Source organism: Luteococcus sp. H101, from assembly GCF_038433155.1.
In the GTDB taxonomy this organism is placed as follows: Bacteria; Actinomycetota; Actinomycetes; order Propionibacteriales; family Propionibacteriaceae; genus Luteococcus.
The window spans coordinates 31309-45768 of record NZ_JBCDMW010000019.1 but is presented as its reverse complement, the minus strand read 5'-3'; the positions used below and the strand labels follow the sequence as shown (position 1 = coordinate 45768).

The following is a 14460-nucleotide window of genomic DNA, read 5'->3' as shown; positions in this document are numbered from 1 at the left end:
AAGAGATGTGTTCAAGGTATTGAACTCAGTTCAGTGGAGTGTTACCTTTCTTGTGTCGCGCACTGGGGCGCGGCCCACTCACCCGGAGCACTCATGAGCAACGACGCACCGGCCATCAAGGCCGGCATGACTGACGAGGAATACGCCGACAACCTGCGCCGCGCCACGCTGGCCAGCTCGATCGGATCAGCCCTCGAGTACTACGACTTCGCCCTGTACGGCCTGTGCGCCTCGCTGATCTTCGGGAAGCTGTTCTTCCCCGAGTTCGGCGGCGCCAAGGGCACCATGGCCTCCTTCGCCGTGCTGGGCGTCGGCTTCCTGGCCCGCCCGCTGGGTGGCCTGATCTTCGGCACGCTGGGGGACAAGATCGGCCGCAAATGGGTGCTGATGGTCACCATCGCGCTGATGGGTGGGAGCTCCACCGTGATCGGCCTGCTTCCGACCGCCTCACAGCTGCCCAATCCGGGCTGGCTGGCCCCGGCCCTCCTGGTGCTGATGCGCCTGCTGCAGGGGCTCGGCGCTGGCGCGGAACAGGCCGGCTCCACCGTGCTGATGGCCGAGTACGGGCCCCGCAAGCGGCGCGGCTTCTTCTCCGCCCTGCCCTTCATTGGTATCCAGGCCGGCACCCTGTTGGCTTCCGGGGTCTTCTGGCTGGTCACACAGGCCAGCGACGAGGTGCTGTTCGGCTGGCTGTGGCGGGTGCCCTTCCTGGTCAGCTTCCTGCTGATCGGCATCGCGGTGTGGATCCGTTCCCGGCTCAAGGAGACCCCCACCTACATCGAGTTGGAGAAGCACGAGCAGGTGCAGGAGAATCCGTTGGGCGAGCTCTTCCGCAACTCGATGTCGAACGTCCTCAAGGGGATCGGTCTGCGGATGGCCGAGAACGGCGGCTCCTACCTCTACTCCAATCTTGCCGTGACCTTCATGGTCTACTACGGCGTCACCAAGGGCACCGGCGCCCTGGCCGTTGCCGCGGCCAGCCTGATCGGTATCTTCTCGGTGCCGTTGTTCGGCAAGTTGTCCGACCGCTGGGGCCGGGTCCCGGTCTACCGAATGGGCGGCTTCATCCTGCTGCTGCTGGCCTTCCCCGGCTGGTACCTGATGACCAAGGGGAATCCCGCCCTGTCCATCCTGATCGTCGCTCTGAGTATCGGCTTCGGTGTCAACACCATGCTGGGTGCCCAGTGTGCGATGCTGCCCGAGATGTTCGGCGCCCAGCACCGCTATGTCGGCGTGGCCGTCTCCCGCGAGTTCTCGGCGGTCCTGGCCGGCGGCCTGGGCCCCTTCATCGGGATGTGGCTGCTGGGCCGCACCAACTACGCCTGGTGGGTCGGCGGATCCTACGTCGCCGCCCTGTGCCTGATCACCCTGATCACCACCTTCGTCACCCCGGAGACCGTCGGGCGTGACGTGACCCTCACGGTTGACGCCCACCATGGCGAGGACCGCACGATTGGACTGGAGACCCAGCGATGAACCTGTTCGACATCACCGGACGGACCGCCCTCGTCACCGGCAGCTCCCGCGGCCTGGGCAATGCCTTGGCCGCCGGTCTGGCCGAGGCCGGCGCCCATGTGATCCTGCACGGCCGGGGCGGAGCTGCCCTGGACGAGGCCGCCGAGCGGCTGCGGGTCCTCGCCAAGGGCACCATCTCCACCGTCAGCTTCGACGTCACCGACGCCGACGCCGTCGAGCGGGGAGTGGCCGGGATCTTGGACGAGCACGGCTGCCCCGAGATCCTGGTGAACAATGCCGGTGTCCAGCGGCGCGCCCCGATCATCGAGTTCAGTACCCAGGACTGGGACGACGTGGTGGCCACCAACCTGTCCAGCGCCTTCTACGTCACCCGGCCGGTGGCGCGGGCAATGAGAGAGCGCGGCTCGGGCAAGATCATCAACATCGGCTCGGTGCAGTCCATGCTGGCCCGTCAGACCATCGCCCCCTACTCGGCCTCGAAGGGCGGGATCGTGATGCTGACCAAGGGCCTGGCCGCGGACCTGGCCCGGTACAACATCCAGGTCAATGCCATCAGCCCCGGCTACTTTGCCACTGAGATGAACCGGGACCTGTGGACCGACGAGGCCTTCAACGAGTGGGTCATCAACCGCACGCCCGCCCAACGCTGGGGCAAGTTTGAGGAGCTGGTGGGGGCTCTGGTCTTTCTGGCCTCGGATGCCTCCAGCTTTGTCAGCGGGCAGAACATCTTCGTCGACGGCGGCATGACCTCCGTCGTCTGATCACTTCCGCCTGACCCCGCACCGTCTGAACCCACCAGCCATCGCTCCACCATCTGAAAGGGCCCGCCATGAAGTCCGTCGTGATCCACTCCAAGCTGGACGTGCGCACCGACGAGGTGCCCACCCCCGAACCCGCCGAGGGACAGGTGCGGCTGCGGATGGCCTACGCCGGTATCTGCGGCTCCGACCTGCACTACTACTTCGATGGGGCGGTGGGCGCCTTCGTGGTCAAGGAACCGCTGTGCCCCGGGCATGAGGTCTCCGGCACTGTGGACGTGGACCCCAGCGGTCGGTTTGCCGTCGGGACCCCGGTGACGGTACACCCCGCCACCTTCGGTCAGTGCCAGTCCGGCCTGGAGGGTCACCCCCACCTGTGGCCGCAGGGCGCCTACCTGGGCTCGGCCTCCACCTGGCCGCACACCCAGGGCGGGGCCAGCGAGTACCTTCTGGTGCGCTCCGACCAGGTGCGGGTGCTGCCCGAAGGGCTGGACCTGCGCACCGCGGCCCTGGCCGAGCCGCTGGGCGTCGGGCTGCACGCCATCGCCGTCGCCCAGGGAGTGGCGGGCAAGCGGGTGCTGGTCTCCGGCTCCGGCCCGATCGGTCTGCTGGCCGCCGCCGGAGCCCTGGCCAAGGGGGCCGCCGAGGTGGTGTGCAGTGACGTGATCGACGAGGCGCTGGAACGGGCCACCGCCCTGGGTGCCCACGGCGTCGTCAACGTCGCCCGGAAGGCACCGCCCACCGAACACTTCGACGCCGTCCTGGAGTGTTCCGGGGTGGTCCCGGCCATCAATGCGGCGATCGGTTCGCTGCGGCGCACCGGGATCCTGGTCCAGGTGGGCATGGTGCCGGCCGGCCCCCAGGGAATCGATCTGGCCAGCATCATCAGCCGGGAGTTGCAGCTGCGCGGCACCTTCCGCTTCAACACGGAGATCGACGAGGCCGTCGAGCTGCTGGCCGGCCACCCGACGATGGCCCAGGTGATCACCCACGTGCTGCCGGCGGACCAGGCGGCGGACGCCTTCGCCGTCGCCCGGGATTCCAAGGCCTCCGGCAAGGTGCTGCTGGACCTGTGGAACGGGAGCCTGGGATGAGACTCGCACGGATCCAGACCCCGGACGGCCCACGCGGCGTGGTTGCCCGGGAGGGCCGATGGCTGGTGGTGGAGGACATCTTCGCCAACCCGTTGGTGCCGACGGGGGAGAGTCACCCGCTGGAGGGCGCCAAGCTGCTGGCTCCCGTAGAGCCCCGCGTCGTGCTCGGCATGGCGCACAATGGCGAGCCCGGTGACCGGGAGATCCCGCGGCAGGCCTTCATGAAGTCGGCGCGCACCGTCGTCGGGCCGGGCGACGAAATCGAGCTGGACACCCGGTTGGGTGCTGTCAACGGGGAGGGTGAGTTGGTGCTGGTGGTCGGCCGCAGGACTCGTCGGATCACCGCTGACGAGGCCCGCGCCCATGTGTTGGGCTGGACAATCGGCAATGACGTCACCAATCTGGAGCAGGCCGACGAGAAGGCCACCCAGGTGAAAAATGGTGACGGCTACACCCCGTTGGGTCCTTGGATCGAGACCGAGCTCCCGGACGCTCTCGACCTGACCATGACCATGGAGCGCAATGGCGAGCCGGTGGCCGAGGCCCGGACCAGCCAACTGGCCTGGAATCCCTTCGAGGTGTTGGAGTACCTGAGCCAGTACCTCACCCTGGACGCGGGCGACGTGGTGCTCACCGGTGCTCCCGGCACCTCCTTCCAGATTCTGCCGGGTGACGAGTGCCGATGCCTGCTGGAGGGCATCGGTGAGCTGGTCAACCCCGTGGTGGGGGTGCGCCATGAATGAGACCGTCGAGGAGCTGGTCCGGCTGAACCAGCAGATTGGCCACGCGGAGTGCGCGGCGGACGAGGCCTTCTTCGAGGACCTGCTCTGCCCGCAGTTCGTGATGCAGCGCCCCACCGGCCGGCTGGATGACCGCGCGGCCCTGATCGCGGGCCTGTCCACCGGGGCCAGTCGGGTCACCAGTGACGTCCAGGTGACGCTCCACCCGGACAACCGCGCCGTGGTCACCTGCCTGGTCACCAAGTGGGACGGCGCGGCCGAGCATCCCCCGGCCGATGCCGCCAGCTTCCACAATCTTCGTATCTTCATCCGCACTGATGCGGCTGCCCCATGGCAGCTGCTGGCCTGGCTTAACGAGCCGGCTGCGGCCGACTGAACCCAACACCAAGGAGAAGAACCATGAGTCTCGATCATCTGCGCGTCGCCGTGGTGACACCGCTCACTCAGGAGCACGCCGATCTGATTTCCGCCGCCGACCCGCGGATCGAGGTGGTGCTGGAGCCGGAGCTGATCCCCCCGATGCGCTTCCCCGGTGACCACAACGGTGACCCGGCCTTCAGCCGCACGCCGGAGCAGCAGCGGCGCTTCGAGGCACTGTGCGACTCGGCCGATGCCCTCTATGGCATTCCGGACACCAATCCTGCGGCCCTGGCTCGCACCGTCGCCGCTAATCCGTCGCTGAAGTGGGTGCACACCATGGCCGCAGGCGGCGGTTCCCAGGTCAAGGCGGCCCAGCTGCCCGCCGAGCAACTGGAGCGGGTGGCCTTCACCACCAGTGCCGGGGCGCACAGCCAGACCCTGGCCGAGTTCGCCGTCTTCGGCGTGATGTGCGGCGCCAAGGACCTGCCCCGGCTGCAGGTGCAGCAGCACAACCGGTTCTGGAGCGATCGCTGGGCCATGAAGCAGGTCTTCCAGATGACCGTGCTGGTGGTCGGCATGGGTCACATCGGCCGGGACACCGCCGTCCTGTTCAGCAAGCTTGGCGCCCACGTGATCGGCGTCAACCGCACCGTGCGTCAGGTGGAGGGTGTTGAGGAGGTCTTTGGCGTCGAGCGGCTGGCCGAGGTGGCCGGCCAGGCCGATGCCATCATCAACTGCTTGCCCGAGGCCACCGACACCACCGGGTTGATCAGCGCCGAGGTGCTGGCTGCCGTGAAGCCCGGGGCGATCTTCGTCTCCACTGGCCGCGGCACCTGCGTTGACGAGGCCGCCCTGACCGAGGCGCTGGCAGATGGCCGGATCAGCTTCGCCGCGCTGGACGTCTTCGCAGTCGAGCCGCTTCCGCAGGACAGCCCGCTGTGGGCGATGGACAATGTGGTGATTGCCCCGCACACTGGGGCCCTGAATGACCAGGAGGACCGGTTGATCGCCGAGCTGTTCGCGGAGAATGCCCGACGGCTGCTGAATGGGGAGGAGCTGGTCAACCCGGTCGACAAGGTCAAGTTCTACTGAGCCACGCCTGCTGAGCCAGGCCTACCGATTGGACGCCATGTCTGCCATCCCAGAGGTGCCCGAGCGCAGCCCCGCCCCGGCGGTGACCAGGGCCGCAGCCATCCTGCGCCTGCTGGGGGAGCAGGGGCCCACCGGCATGACGGAGATCGCCCGGACGCTGTCCCTGGCCAAGTCCTCCACGCTCAATCTGCTGGTGGCCCTGGAACAAGAGAACCTGGTTCGCAAGGACGGTTCCAGTTATGTGCTGGGCCGGGCCACCGTCGAGCTGGGTGGCGCCTATGTCCGGGGATTCGACGTGGTGCGCGAGTTCACCCGGCTGTCGGCCACCGACGAGGTGCTGCACCGGGAGCTGTTGCATCTGGCCGTGTTGCACGAGACCGAGGTGCTCTACCTGGCCCGGCATGAAGGACGTCATCCGCTGCGGCTCTCGGCCAATGTGGGGGACCGCTTCCCGGCGTCGATCACGGCGGTCGGAAACATCCTCCTTGCAGAACTGTCCGACGACGAGGTCCGCGAGCGGTTCGCGGACCCCGGCACCCTGCCGGTGTGGACTGAGCACTCGGTCCGCACGCTCGACGACCTTTTGGCCAAGCTGCAAGCCACCCGGGAACGCGGCCACTCTGTCGATGACCGGGAGACCAATCCAGGGGTTTTTGGTATGGCGGTGCTGGTGCCGCCCCGCAAGCCGGGCGACGTCCCGATGGCGCTGGGTACGTCGATGATGTACCACTTGGTGACTCCGGGCGAGCGGGAGCGGATGCTGCAGCGTCTGCTGGCCGCTCGCGACGAGCTCTCCTCGCCCCGGCTGCTCAGCCAACCGAACTGACCCGCCAGATCAGGCCACTGGGTCAACTGGTATGGTCAACGGACCATCTTGTCTGGTGGGATCGCGAGGAGGATGCGCCATGGGCGACGCCGAGGAGCCGGTGATTGCCACCAAGCGTGCGCAGGTGCGGGAGATCCTGCAGCGCCGGATCCAGGAGGAGCTGCACGCCGGTGATGCGCTGGCCTCGGAGCGCGAACTGGTCACCCAGCTGGGAGTGAGCCGGGTCACGGTGCGCCAGGCCATCGCGGACCTGGTGGAGGCGGGCCTGCTGGAGCGCACCCAGGGCAAGGGGACCTATGTCACCGGCCCCCGGGTCAACTCCCGCCTGCACCTGATGAGCTTCAGCCGGGAGATGCGGGCGCGGGGCCTGAAGCCGCGCACGGTGGTGCTCTCGGCCGCCGAGGAACCGGCCGACCAGCGGGTGGCGGAGGTGCTGGAGATCCAGCCGGGGGAGCCGGTGGTGCGGTTGGAGCGGCTCCGGCTGGCCGACGGCACTCCGATGGCGCACGAGGTGGGTTGGTACCCCTCGTCGCTGATGCCGGACCTGCTGCAGCACAAGCTGAACACCGTCTACGACCTGATGGCCGAACACTACGGCCTGGTGGTCACCCGGGGTGAGCAGAGTGTCAGTGCCGAGGCGGCCGACGCGCTGCATGCCCGGCTGCTGGGCATCGCGCGGCGGGCGCCGCTGCTGGTCAACGAGCGGTTGACCTTTGCCGGTGACACCGTGGTGGAGTACTCCATCAGCAAGTACCGCGGTGACCGCTACCGGATCCACTCGACACTGCATCCGCGGGAGCAGACCCGCTGACCGTACGCCCTACGATGGCCCCATGAGCGAGAGCCAGCCTGCCGCCAGCCAGAGCACCTCCTATGTGGTGGGGTTCAACCCCGTCCCGATGGCCAATGCGGTGGCCACCCTGGCCTCCAGTCTGCGCCGCTCCATCCTGTGGACCCTGGTGGGTGCTGGCGTGTGGACCGGGCTGTGGTGGTGGCAGCGGGAGCGGTGGGGCAGCCCGTGGTGGCTGCTGCTGGGCTATGGCGTGAGCCTGGTGATCATCCTCGTCACCACCATCCGGTTGCTGCAGGCCAAGCGGAATCTGGGCCGGATCGGCCGGGGTGCTGCGCTGGAGGCCAACCGGGCCGGGCTGCGGCTGCACACCCTGGAAGGGGCGGTGCTGGACCTGGCCTGGGACCAGGTGCGGGCGCTGAAGACCGCCGGGATGAAGGTGGGTGCCGGACCGGAGCTGGTGGTGGAGGCGGTGCAGGGCAAGGTCTGGGCCATGCCGTTGAGCTTCCTGGACGCGCTCCCGGGCACCATCGACGGCGGGGTGCGGGCCATGTCCGGGGGCCGTTTCGGGCTGGACCTGAGCGGGCTGGACAGCCTCTTCTGAGCCGGTGACCGCCCGGCTTCGCGTCGGGCGAAATGCCGCGCGCGGCAGATTGGGACCCGGTGCTGCGTCCGGCCCGCTTCTTTGGAAGAATGACAAGTGCGCAACGCCAATATCCAGAGAAAGAGGCACGCATGCCCATCGCAACTCCTGAGGTCTACGCCGAGATGTACGCCAAGGCGAAGGCAGGCAAGTTCGCCTACCCCGCCATCAACATCACCTCCTCGCAGACCATCAACGCTGCTCTGAAGGGCTTCGCCGACGCCGGCTCCGACGGCATCCTGCAGGTTTCCACCGGTGGCGCCGAGTACGGCTCCGGCCCCAGCGTCAAGAACATGGTGACCGGTGCGGTCGCCCTGGCCGACTACGCCCGTGAGGTGGCCAAGAACTACCCGATCAATGTCGGTCTGCACACCGACCACTGCCCCGAGAACAAGCTGGACGGCTACGTCCGCCCGCTGCTCGACCTCTCGGCCGAGCGCGTCGCCAAGGGTCAGGACCCGATCTTCAACTCCCACATGTGGGACGGCTCCGCCATGGACGACGTGGAGAAGAACCTGCAGATCGCCGAGGAGCTGCTGGCCAAGACCAAGGCCAACCACCAGATCCTGGAGATCGAGATCGGCGCCGTCGGCGGCGAGGAGGACGGCGTCGTTGGTGAGATCAACGACAAGCTGTACACCTCCGTCGAGGATGCCCTGCGCACCGCCGAGGTCCTGGGCCTGGGTGAGAAGGGCGCCTACCTGACCGCCTTCACCTTCGGCAATGTGCACGGCGTGTACAAGCCCGGCAATGTGAAGCTGCGTCCGGAGATCCTGAAGGACCTGCAGGCCGCGGTGGCCCAGAAGTACGGCACCGACGAGAAGCCCTTCTTCCTGGTCTTCCACGGCGGCTCCGGCTCCACCGAGCAGGAGATCAGCGACGCCGTCGACTACGGCGTGGTCAAGATGAACGTCGACACCGACACCCAGTACGCCTTCACCCGCCCCGTCGTGAAGCACATGATGGAGAACTACGAGGGCGTGCTCAAGATCGACGGTGAGATCGGCAACAAGAAGATGTACGACCCCCGCGCCTGGGGCAAGCTGGCCGAGGCCGGCATGTCCGCCCGGATCGTGGAGGCCTGCCAGCAGCTGCGTTCGGCCGGTACCCACACCGCCTGATCGCTCGCACCTGAACGACGAACCGGCCGGTTCCCCACGGGGAGCCGGCCGGTTCCTCATTCCCGCCCAACACTGTTCGCTACGAGGTGTGGAACGAACCGTGAGCAGCCCGGGCGAGCAGGCGACGAAGGAGCGGTGCGCTCGCCCGGACCAGATAGTGGGTGAAGCGACTTCAAGGTGGGGGTCATGGGGGCATGGGACTACCAGGCGCCCACGGAGCCCCCGCCGTGCCCCTCGGGGGCCTGCTCGGTGGAGTCCAGCGCGGTCCGGGGCTGGGCGGCCGCCTTGGCCGCCAGCACCTCGGCGGAGACCTCGCCGTCGGCATTGCGCGGGGTCCAGCCCAGATCCGGGGTCCACTCGCTGCCGCAGCCCGAGCAGGCGAAGATCGGCTGGCCGTCGCTGACCTCGTCGGTGGGGGTCCAGGCACACTTGCCGGTGCAGTCGTTCGACTTCAGTTCACGAGTCATGTCGACGAGTCTTGCACGTCCCGTGTCATGGCGGGTGTGACCCTTGTCACGGCGCATTTTGCCTAGTGGTCCGACCAATTGGCACAAGTGTCGACATGCAGTTTGTGCAGGCATGCACAAATGCCACCCCGGTCTGTCCACTGCGCCGGGCACATGTAAGGATGGGACCCATGAGTCCGCGACAAATTGGCGTTACCGAGGTCGCTCTTCGCGACGCACACCAGAGCCTGATGGCTACCCGCATGGCCATGGAGGACATGGTCGAAGCCTGTGCTGACATTGACGCAGCCGGCTACTGGTCCGTCGAGTGCTGGGGCGGTGCCACCTTCGATTCCTGTATCCGATTCCTCAACGAAGACCCGTGGGAGCGGCTGCGCACCTTCCGCAAGTTGCTGCCCAACAGCAAGCTGCAGATGCTGCTGCGCGGTCAGAACCTGCTGGGCTACCGCCACTACGAGGACATGGTGGTGGAGAAGTTCGTGGAGAAGTCCGCCGAGAACGGCATGGATGTCTTCCGCGTCTTCGACGCCCTGAACGACCCCCGCAACATGGCCCAGGCCATGCAGGCCGTGAAGAAGACCGGCAAGCACGCCCAGGGCACCATCTGCTACACCATCAGCCCGCTGCACACCACCGAGGGCTACGTGAAGCTGGCCGGCCAGCTGCTGGACATGGGCGCCGACTCCATTGCCTTCAAGGACATGGCCGCCCTGCTCAAGCCGCAGCCCGCCTACGACATCATCCGGGGCATCAAGGAGACCTACGGCGAGGACACCCAGATCAACGTCCACTGCCACTCCACCACCGGCGTGACCCTGGTCACCCTGATGAAGGCCATCGAGGCCGGCGCCGACGTCGTCGACACCGCCATCAGCTCGATGTCGCTGGGCCCGGGCCACAACCCCACCGAGTCCCTCGTCGAGATGCTCGAGGGCACCGAGTACACCACCGGGCTGGACATGGACAAGCTGATCAGCATCCGTGACCACTTCGCCAAGATCCGCCCGAAGTACAAGGAGTTCGAGTCGGCCACCCTGGTGGACACCGACATCTTCCGCAGCCAGATCCCCGGCGGCATGCTGTCCAACATGGAGAGCCAGCTCAAGGCCCAGGGTGCTGGCGACCGGATCAAGGAGGTCATGGAGGAGGTGCCGCTGGTCAAGAAGGACGCCGGCTACCCGCCGCTGGTGACCCCGTCCAGCCAGATCGTCGGCACCCAGGCCGTGTTCAACGTCCTGATGGGCCGCTACAAGGTGATGACCGGCGAGTTCGCCGACCTGATGCTGGGCTACTACGGCGAGTGCATCGGGGAGCGCAACCCCGAGGTGATCGAGCTGGCCAAGGCCCAGACCAAGAAGGAGTCCATCACCGAGCGTCCGGCCGACCTGCTGGAGCCCGAGTGGGAGAAGCTGGAGTCCGACGCGCAGGCGTTGCCGGGCTTCAACGGCTCCGAGGAGGACGTCCTCACCAACGCCATGTTCCCGGGCGTCGCCCCGAAGTTCTTCGCCTCCCGTCAGGATGGCCCGAAGAATGTCGGCAAGACCGAGGCCCAGCTCAAGAACGAGGCCGAGGTGGCCGCGGGCAAGGCGCGGGCGCTGAGCTCGCCGATCACCTACAACGTCAGCTTCGACGGGCGCCAGCACAGCGTCAAGGTCGAGCCGGCCTGATCGACGACCACCCGACGAGCTGAATCGACTAAGGAAAACAATGGCAAAGCACACCATGGCAGAGCGCCTCGAGCACCTGGCCAGTGAGCGGGCCCGGGTCCAAGCTGGTGGCGGCGAGAAGCGCATCGAGAAGCAGCACGCGAAGGGGTCCATGACCGCCCGCGAGCGGATCGACGCCCTGCTCGACCCCGGCACCATGCTGGAGGACGGTGCCTTCCGCAAGAACCGCACGACCTTCTTCGGCATGGACAAGGCGGACATGCCGGCCGACGGCGTCGTGACCGGTGCGGGCGCGGTGCTCGGGCGTCCGATCCACTTCGCCTCGCAGGACTTCACCGTCTCCGGTGGTTCCGCGGGCGAGACCCACAACATCAAGGTGGCCGAAGCGCTGCACGCCTCGCTCGAGACGGGCACGCCCTTCGTCTTCATCAACGACTCGGGCGGCGCCCGGGTCCAGGAGGGCATCGACTCGCTGTCCGGCTACGGCAAGGTCTTCTACGAGAATGTCCTGCTGTCCGGCGTCGTGCCGCAGATCTCGATCATCGCCGGCCCCTGCGCCGGTGGCGCGGTCTACAGCCCGGCCCTGACCGACTTCATCATCCAGACCCGTAAGGCCCACATGTTCATCACGGGCCCCGGCGTGATCAAGCAGGTCACGGGTGAGGACGTCACCCAGGACGAGCTGGGCGGTGCCGACGCGCAGATGGCCTCCGGCGTGGTCAGCTTCGTCGCCGACGACGACGAGCAGGCACTGCTGATTGCCAAGAAGCTGCTCAGCTTCCTGCCGCAGAACAACTCCGAGGATGCCCCGATCGTCGCTCCCGACGACAATGTGGCCCCGCGCGAGAAGCTGCGGGAGATCATCCCCGAGGAGAGCAACAAGGGCTACGACGTGCGCGAGGTGATTCGCGAGATCGTGGACCGGGGCGACTTCCTCGAGGTCCGGGCAGGCTGGGCGAAGAACATCGTGGTCGGCTTCGGCCGCGTGGTGGGCCGCACCGTCGGCTTCATCGCGAACAACCCCTCGGTGATGTCCGGCGTGCTGGACATCGACTCCTCGGACAAGGGTTCCACCTTCATCCGCTTCTGCAATGCCTTCAACATCCCGATCGTGAACCTCGTCGACGTGCCCGGCTTCCTGCCGGGCGTCGCCCAGGAGCGCGGCGGCATCATCCGGCACGGCGCCAAGATGCTGTTCGCCTACTCCGCGGCCACCGTTCCGAAGATCACCATCGTGATGCGCAAGGCCTACGGTGGCTCCTACCTGGCCATGTGCTCCAAGGACCTGGGTGCCGACAAGGTCTTCGCCTGGCCGAGCGCCGAGATCGCCGTGATGGGTGCCGAGGGTGCCGCGGCCGTGGTCTTCCGACGGGAGATTGCCGCCGCGGAGGATCCCGAGGCACGCAAGAAGGAGCTGGTCGAGGAGTACCGCGAGACCTTCTCCACGCCGTACATGGCGGCTGCCCGCGGTCAGGTCGACGACATCATCGATCCCGCCGACACCCGTCGCCAGATCGCACTGACCCTGGAGATCCTTGCCAGCAAGCGTCAGCTGCGTCCCGCCAAGAAGCACGGCCTCGAGCCGGCCTGATCGGAGTAGCAATGTCTGACGCAAGTACCGCTCAGCTGCAGGAACTGGTGGCCGACCTGTCCCAGCGCCTGACCGCGCTGGAGGCCGAGGTTGCCAGCCTCAAGGCCAACCAGCAGATCCCCGAGGACGTCATGGTGGCCATCTCGGCCGCCGTGTCCGCCTACCTGGGCCACAACGCCAAGGTGAAGGCCGTGCATCTGCGCAACCGGAGCAACTGGGCGACGGAGACCCGCGGACGAGCCCACTTCCGGGCCGTCTGACCAGCCGAACCTGAGACGAGAGAAGTGACATGAAACTGAAGGTGACCGTCAACGGTCAGGAATACGTGATCGACGTCGAGGTTGAGGAGGAGCAGCAGACGCTCGCCCCGATCGTCATCGGTGGCGGCGGCCCGATGGCCGCTCCCGCCCCCGGCACCGCCTCGATGCCGGCCGGATCCTCCAATGCCGTCGTCGCGCCGCTGGCCGGCTCGGTGGCCCGCATCCTGGTCAAGGAGGGCGACGAGGTTGCCGCCGGCCAGGTGCTGGTGGTGCTGGAGGCCATGAAGATGGAGACCGAGATCACCGCGCCCGGCGCGGGCAAGGTGGGCTCCATCCTGGTTGAGGCCGGTCAGCCCGTCCAGGGTGGCCAGCCGCTGATCCAGTTGGCCTGATCCTCGCAACAACCGCGGCGGCGGGTTCCCCGGTGGGGGAGCCCGCCGTTTCGCGTCTCCCGAGGTCATCTCGTCGGGTGCTCCGGGCCCGGCCCTCCCGATCCCCGAGCCTGTCGAGGGGTCTCACAACGCACAATGGCGAGGCCCGAAGGCCTCGCCATTGCGTTTGCGTTCTCGCGATTGGCCTCACGGCCGTTCGCACATCCCCCACTTGGATGTAGAACCCCAACCTCCGCAACCGGTGTTGGTTAAGTAGACCGTACGTCATAGAAGGTCGCGGAACCACTTGATTTCGCCCGACTCAGCACGCCTTCAGGAAACTCTTATCGACTCAAGCATCCTCGGCCTGGATGGTGGGGTTAGTTCTGGCGGAAGACCTTGAACTGGGAGGCCTGGGCCCGCGGGCGGATGGTCATCCGGTCGATGTTCACGTGCCGGGGGCGGGTGGCCATCCAGGTGATCGCGTCGGCCACGTCGTCGGCCACCAGTGGCTCGGCCACCCCGGCGTAGACCTTGTCCGCCTTCGCCTGGTCCCCGTGGAAGCGGGTCAGACTGAATTCCTCGGTGTGCACCATGCCGGGGGCGATCTCGGTCACCCGGACGGGCCTGTCGAACAGCTCCAACCGGCAGGCCTCCACGATGGCGCGCTCGGCGGACTTGGCGCCGCAGTAGCCCGCCGCCCCCTCATAGGCGCCGTCGGCGGCCGTCGAGGTGACGAAGACGATGGTGCCCTCGGCCTTCTCCAACGCCGGCAGCAGCGCCTTGGTCACCGTCGCGGTGCCGAAGACGTTCACCTCGAACATGGTGCGCCAGGCCGCCAGGTCCGCCTCGGCCACCGGCTCCAGACCGACGGCGCCGCCGGCATTGTTGACCAGCACGTCCAGCCGGTCACCCACCTGATCCGCGAGGGCTGCCACCTGGGCGGGGTCGGTCACGTCGCAGGCGACGGCCTGGCCCCCGATCTCGGCGGCCAGTTCCTGGATCCGGTCGGTCCGACGGGCGGCGCAGATCACATGATGGCCCGCTGCCGCCAGCTGGCGGGCGGTGGCGGCCCCGATTCCTGAGCTTGCTCCGGTCACAACGGCAGTCTTGGTCATGCCCCCGATTCAACCACGCCCACCGTCGACGACGTGGGGGTCCATTTGCGCCGGGAATGAACTGACCCCGCACCGCGCCGGTGCCA

General features: G+C 67.4%; 16 protein-coding genes. 14 read left to right on the top strand and 2 right to left on the bottom strand.

The features are described from left to right. Positions 1 to 93 precede the first annotated feature (93 nt). The 10 genes from AAEX60_RS07080 to fbaA all read left to right on the top strand — a co-directional run bounded on the left by AAEX60_RS07080 (position 94) and on the right by fbaA (position 8900). On the top strand, positions 94 to 1476 hold the full coding sequence (locus AAEX60_RS07080) for an MFS transporter (RefSeq protein WP_342102224.1): 1383 nt from the start codon (positions 94 to 96) through the stop codon (positions 1474 to 1476). Next, a complete protein-coding gene (locus AAEX60_RS07075) occupies positions 1473 to 2237 on the top strand; it encodes a glucose 1-dehydrogenase (protein ID WP_342102223.1) in 765 nt (254 codons plus the stop codon). The genes AAEX60_RS07080 and AAEX60_RS07075 overlap by 4 nt, the downstream gene beginning before the upstream one ends. Positions 2238 to 2305: 68 nt before the next feature. Next, positions 2306 to 3328: an L-idonate 5-dehydrogenase gene (locus tag AAEX60_RS07070; RefSeq protein WP_342102221.1), complete on the top strand. Its 1023-nt coding sequence runs from the start codon at positions 2306 to 2308 to the stop codon at positions 3326 to 3328. Continuing rightward, positions 3325 to 4071, top strand: a complete 747-nt coding sequence (locus tag AAEX60_RS07065; RefSeq protein ID WP_342102218.1) for a fumarylacetoacetate hydrolase family protein — start codon at positions 3325 to 3327, stop codon at positions 4069 to 4071. The genes AAEX60_RS07070 and AAEX60_RS07065 overlap by 4 nt, the downstream gene beginning before the upstream one ends. Beyond that, positions 4064 to 4444, top strand: coding sequence for a nuclear transport factor 2 family protein (locus AAEX60_RS07060; RefSeq protein WP_342102215.1), 381 nt, complete (start codon positions 4064 to 4066; stop codon positions 4442 to 4444). Before AAEX60_RS07065 ends, AAEX60_RS07060 begins: the two co-directional genes overlap by 8 nt. A 23-nt stretch (positions 4445 to 4467) precedes the next feature. Further along, entirely contained in the window at positions 4468 to 5520 is a 1053-nt protein-coding gene (locus tag AAEX60_RS07055) for a D-2-hydroxyacid dehydrogenase (RefSeq protein WP_342102213.1), read from the top strand. A gap of 37 nt (positions 5521 to 5557) precedes the next feature. Next, positions 5558 to 6346, top strand: a complete 789-nt coding sequence (locus AAEX60_RS07050) for an IclR family transcriptional regulator (RefSeq protein WP_342102210.1) — start codon at positions 5558 to 5560, stop codon at positions 6344 to 6346. A gap of 79 nt (positions 6347 to 6425) precedes the next feature. Next, the gene (locus tag AAEX60_RS07045) at positions 6426 to 7157 is read left to right on the top strand and encodes a GntR family transcriptional regulator (RefSeq protein WP_342102209.1); all 732 of its coding nucleotides are present in this window, start codon (positions 6426 to 6428) and stop codon (positions 7155 to 7157) included. Between the two features lie 22 nt (positions 7158 to 7179). Beyond that, positions 7180 to 7740, top strand: a complete 561-nt coding sequence (locus AAEX60_RS07040; RefSeq protein WP_342102208.1) for a hypothetical protein — start codon at positions 7180 to 7182, stop codon at positions 7738 to 7740. 131 nt (positions 7741 to 7871) lie between these two features. After that, complete coding sequence (fbaA, locus tag AAEX60_RS07035; RefSeq protein ID WP_342102207.1) at positions 7872 to 8900, top strand: class II fructose-bisphosphate aldolase; 1029 nt, start codon at positions 7872 to 7874, stop codon at positions 8898 to 8900. A 200-nt stretch (positions 8901 to 9100) separates the two neighbouring features. On the opposite strand, the gene AAEX60_RS07030 is transcribed toward fbaA, so the two are convergent. After that, positions 9101 to 9367, bottom strand: coding sequence for a hypothetical protein (locus AAEX60_RS07030; protein ID WP_342102206.1), 267 nt, complete (start codon positions 9365 to 9367; stop codon positions 9101 to 9103). Between the two features lie 170 nt (positions 9368 to 9537). Here AAEX60_RS07030 and AAEX60_RS07025 point away from each other — a divergent pair, with 170 nt between their 5' ends. The 4 genes from AAEX60_RS07025 to AAEX60_RS07010 are packed head-to-tail and all read left to right on the top strand — an operon-like array spanning position 9538 to position 13277. Further along, on the top strand, positions 9538 to 11034 hold the full coding sequence (locus tag AAEX60_RS07025; RefSeq protein WP_342102205.1) for a methylmalonyl-CoA carboxytransferase subunit 5S: 1497 nt from the start codon (positions 9538 to 9540) through the stop codon (positions 11032 to 11034). Positions 11035 to 11074: 40 nt separating this feature from the next. Beyond that, positions 11075 to 12625, top strand: a complete 1551-nt coding sequence (locus tag AAEX60_RS07020) for an acyl-CoA carboxylase subunit beta (RefSeq protein ID WP_342102204.1) — start codon at positions 11075 to 11077, stop codon at positions 12623 to 12625. Between the two features lie 11 nt (positions 12626 to 12636). Then, complete coding sequence (locus AAEX60_RS07015) at positions 12637 to 12885, top strand: hypothetical protein (RefSeq protein WP_342102203.1); 249 nt, start codon at positions 12637 to 12639, stop codon at positions 12883 to 12885. Between the two features lie 29 nt (positions 12886 to 12914). Then, the gene (locus AAEX60_RS07010) at positions 12915 to 13277 is read left to right on the top strand and encodes a biotin/lipoyl-containing protein (RefSeq protein ID WP_342102202.1); all 363 of its coding nucleotides are present in this window, start codon (positions 12915 to 12917) and stop codon (positions 13275 to 13277) included. A 359-nt stretch (positions 13278 to 13636) separates the two neighbouring features. Here the strand turns inward: AAEX60_RS07010 and AAEX60_RS07005 are convergent, their stop codons facing one another. Then, positions 13637 to 14374 (bottom strand): SDR family NAD(P)-dependent oxidoreductase, encoded by a 738-nt coding sequence (locus AAEX60_RS07005; protein ID WP_342102200.1) that lies wholly within the window; start codon positions 14372 to 14374, stop codon positions 13637 to 13639. Positions 14375 to 14460: the final 86 nt, after the last annotated feature.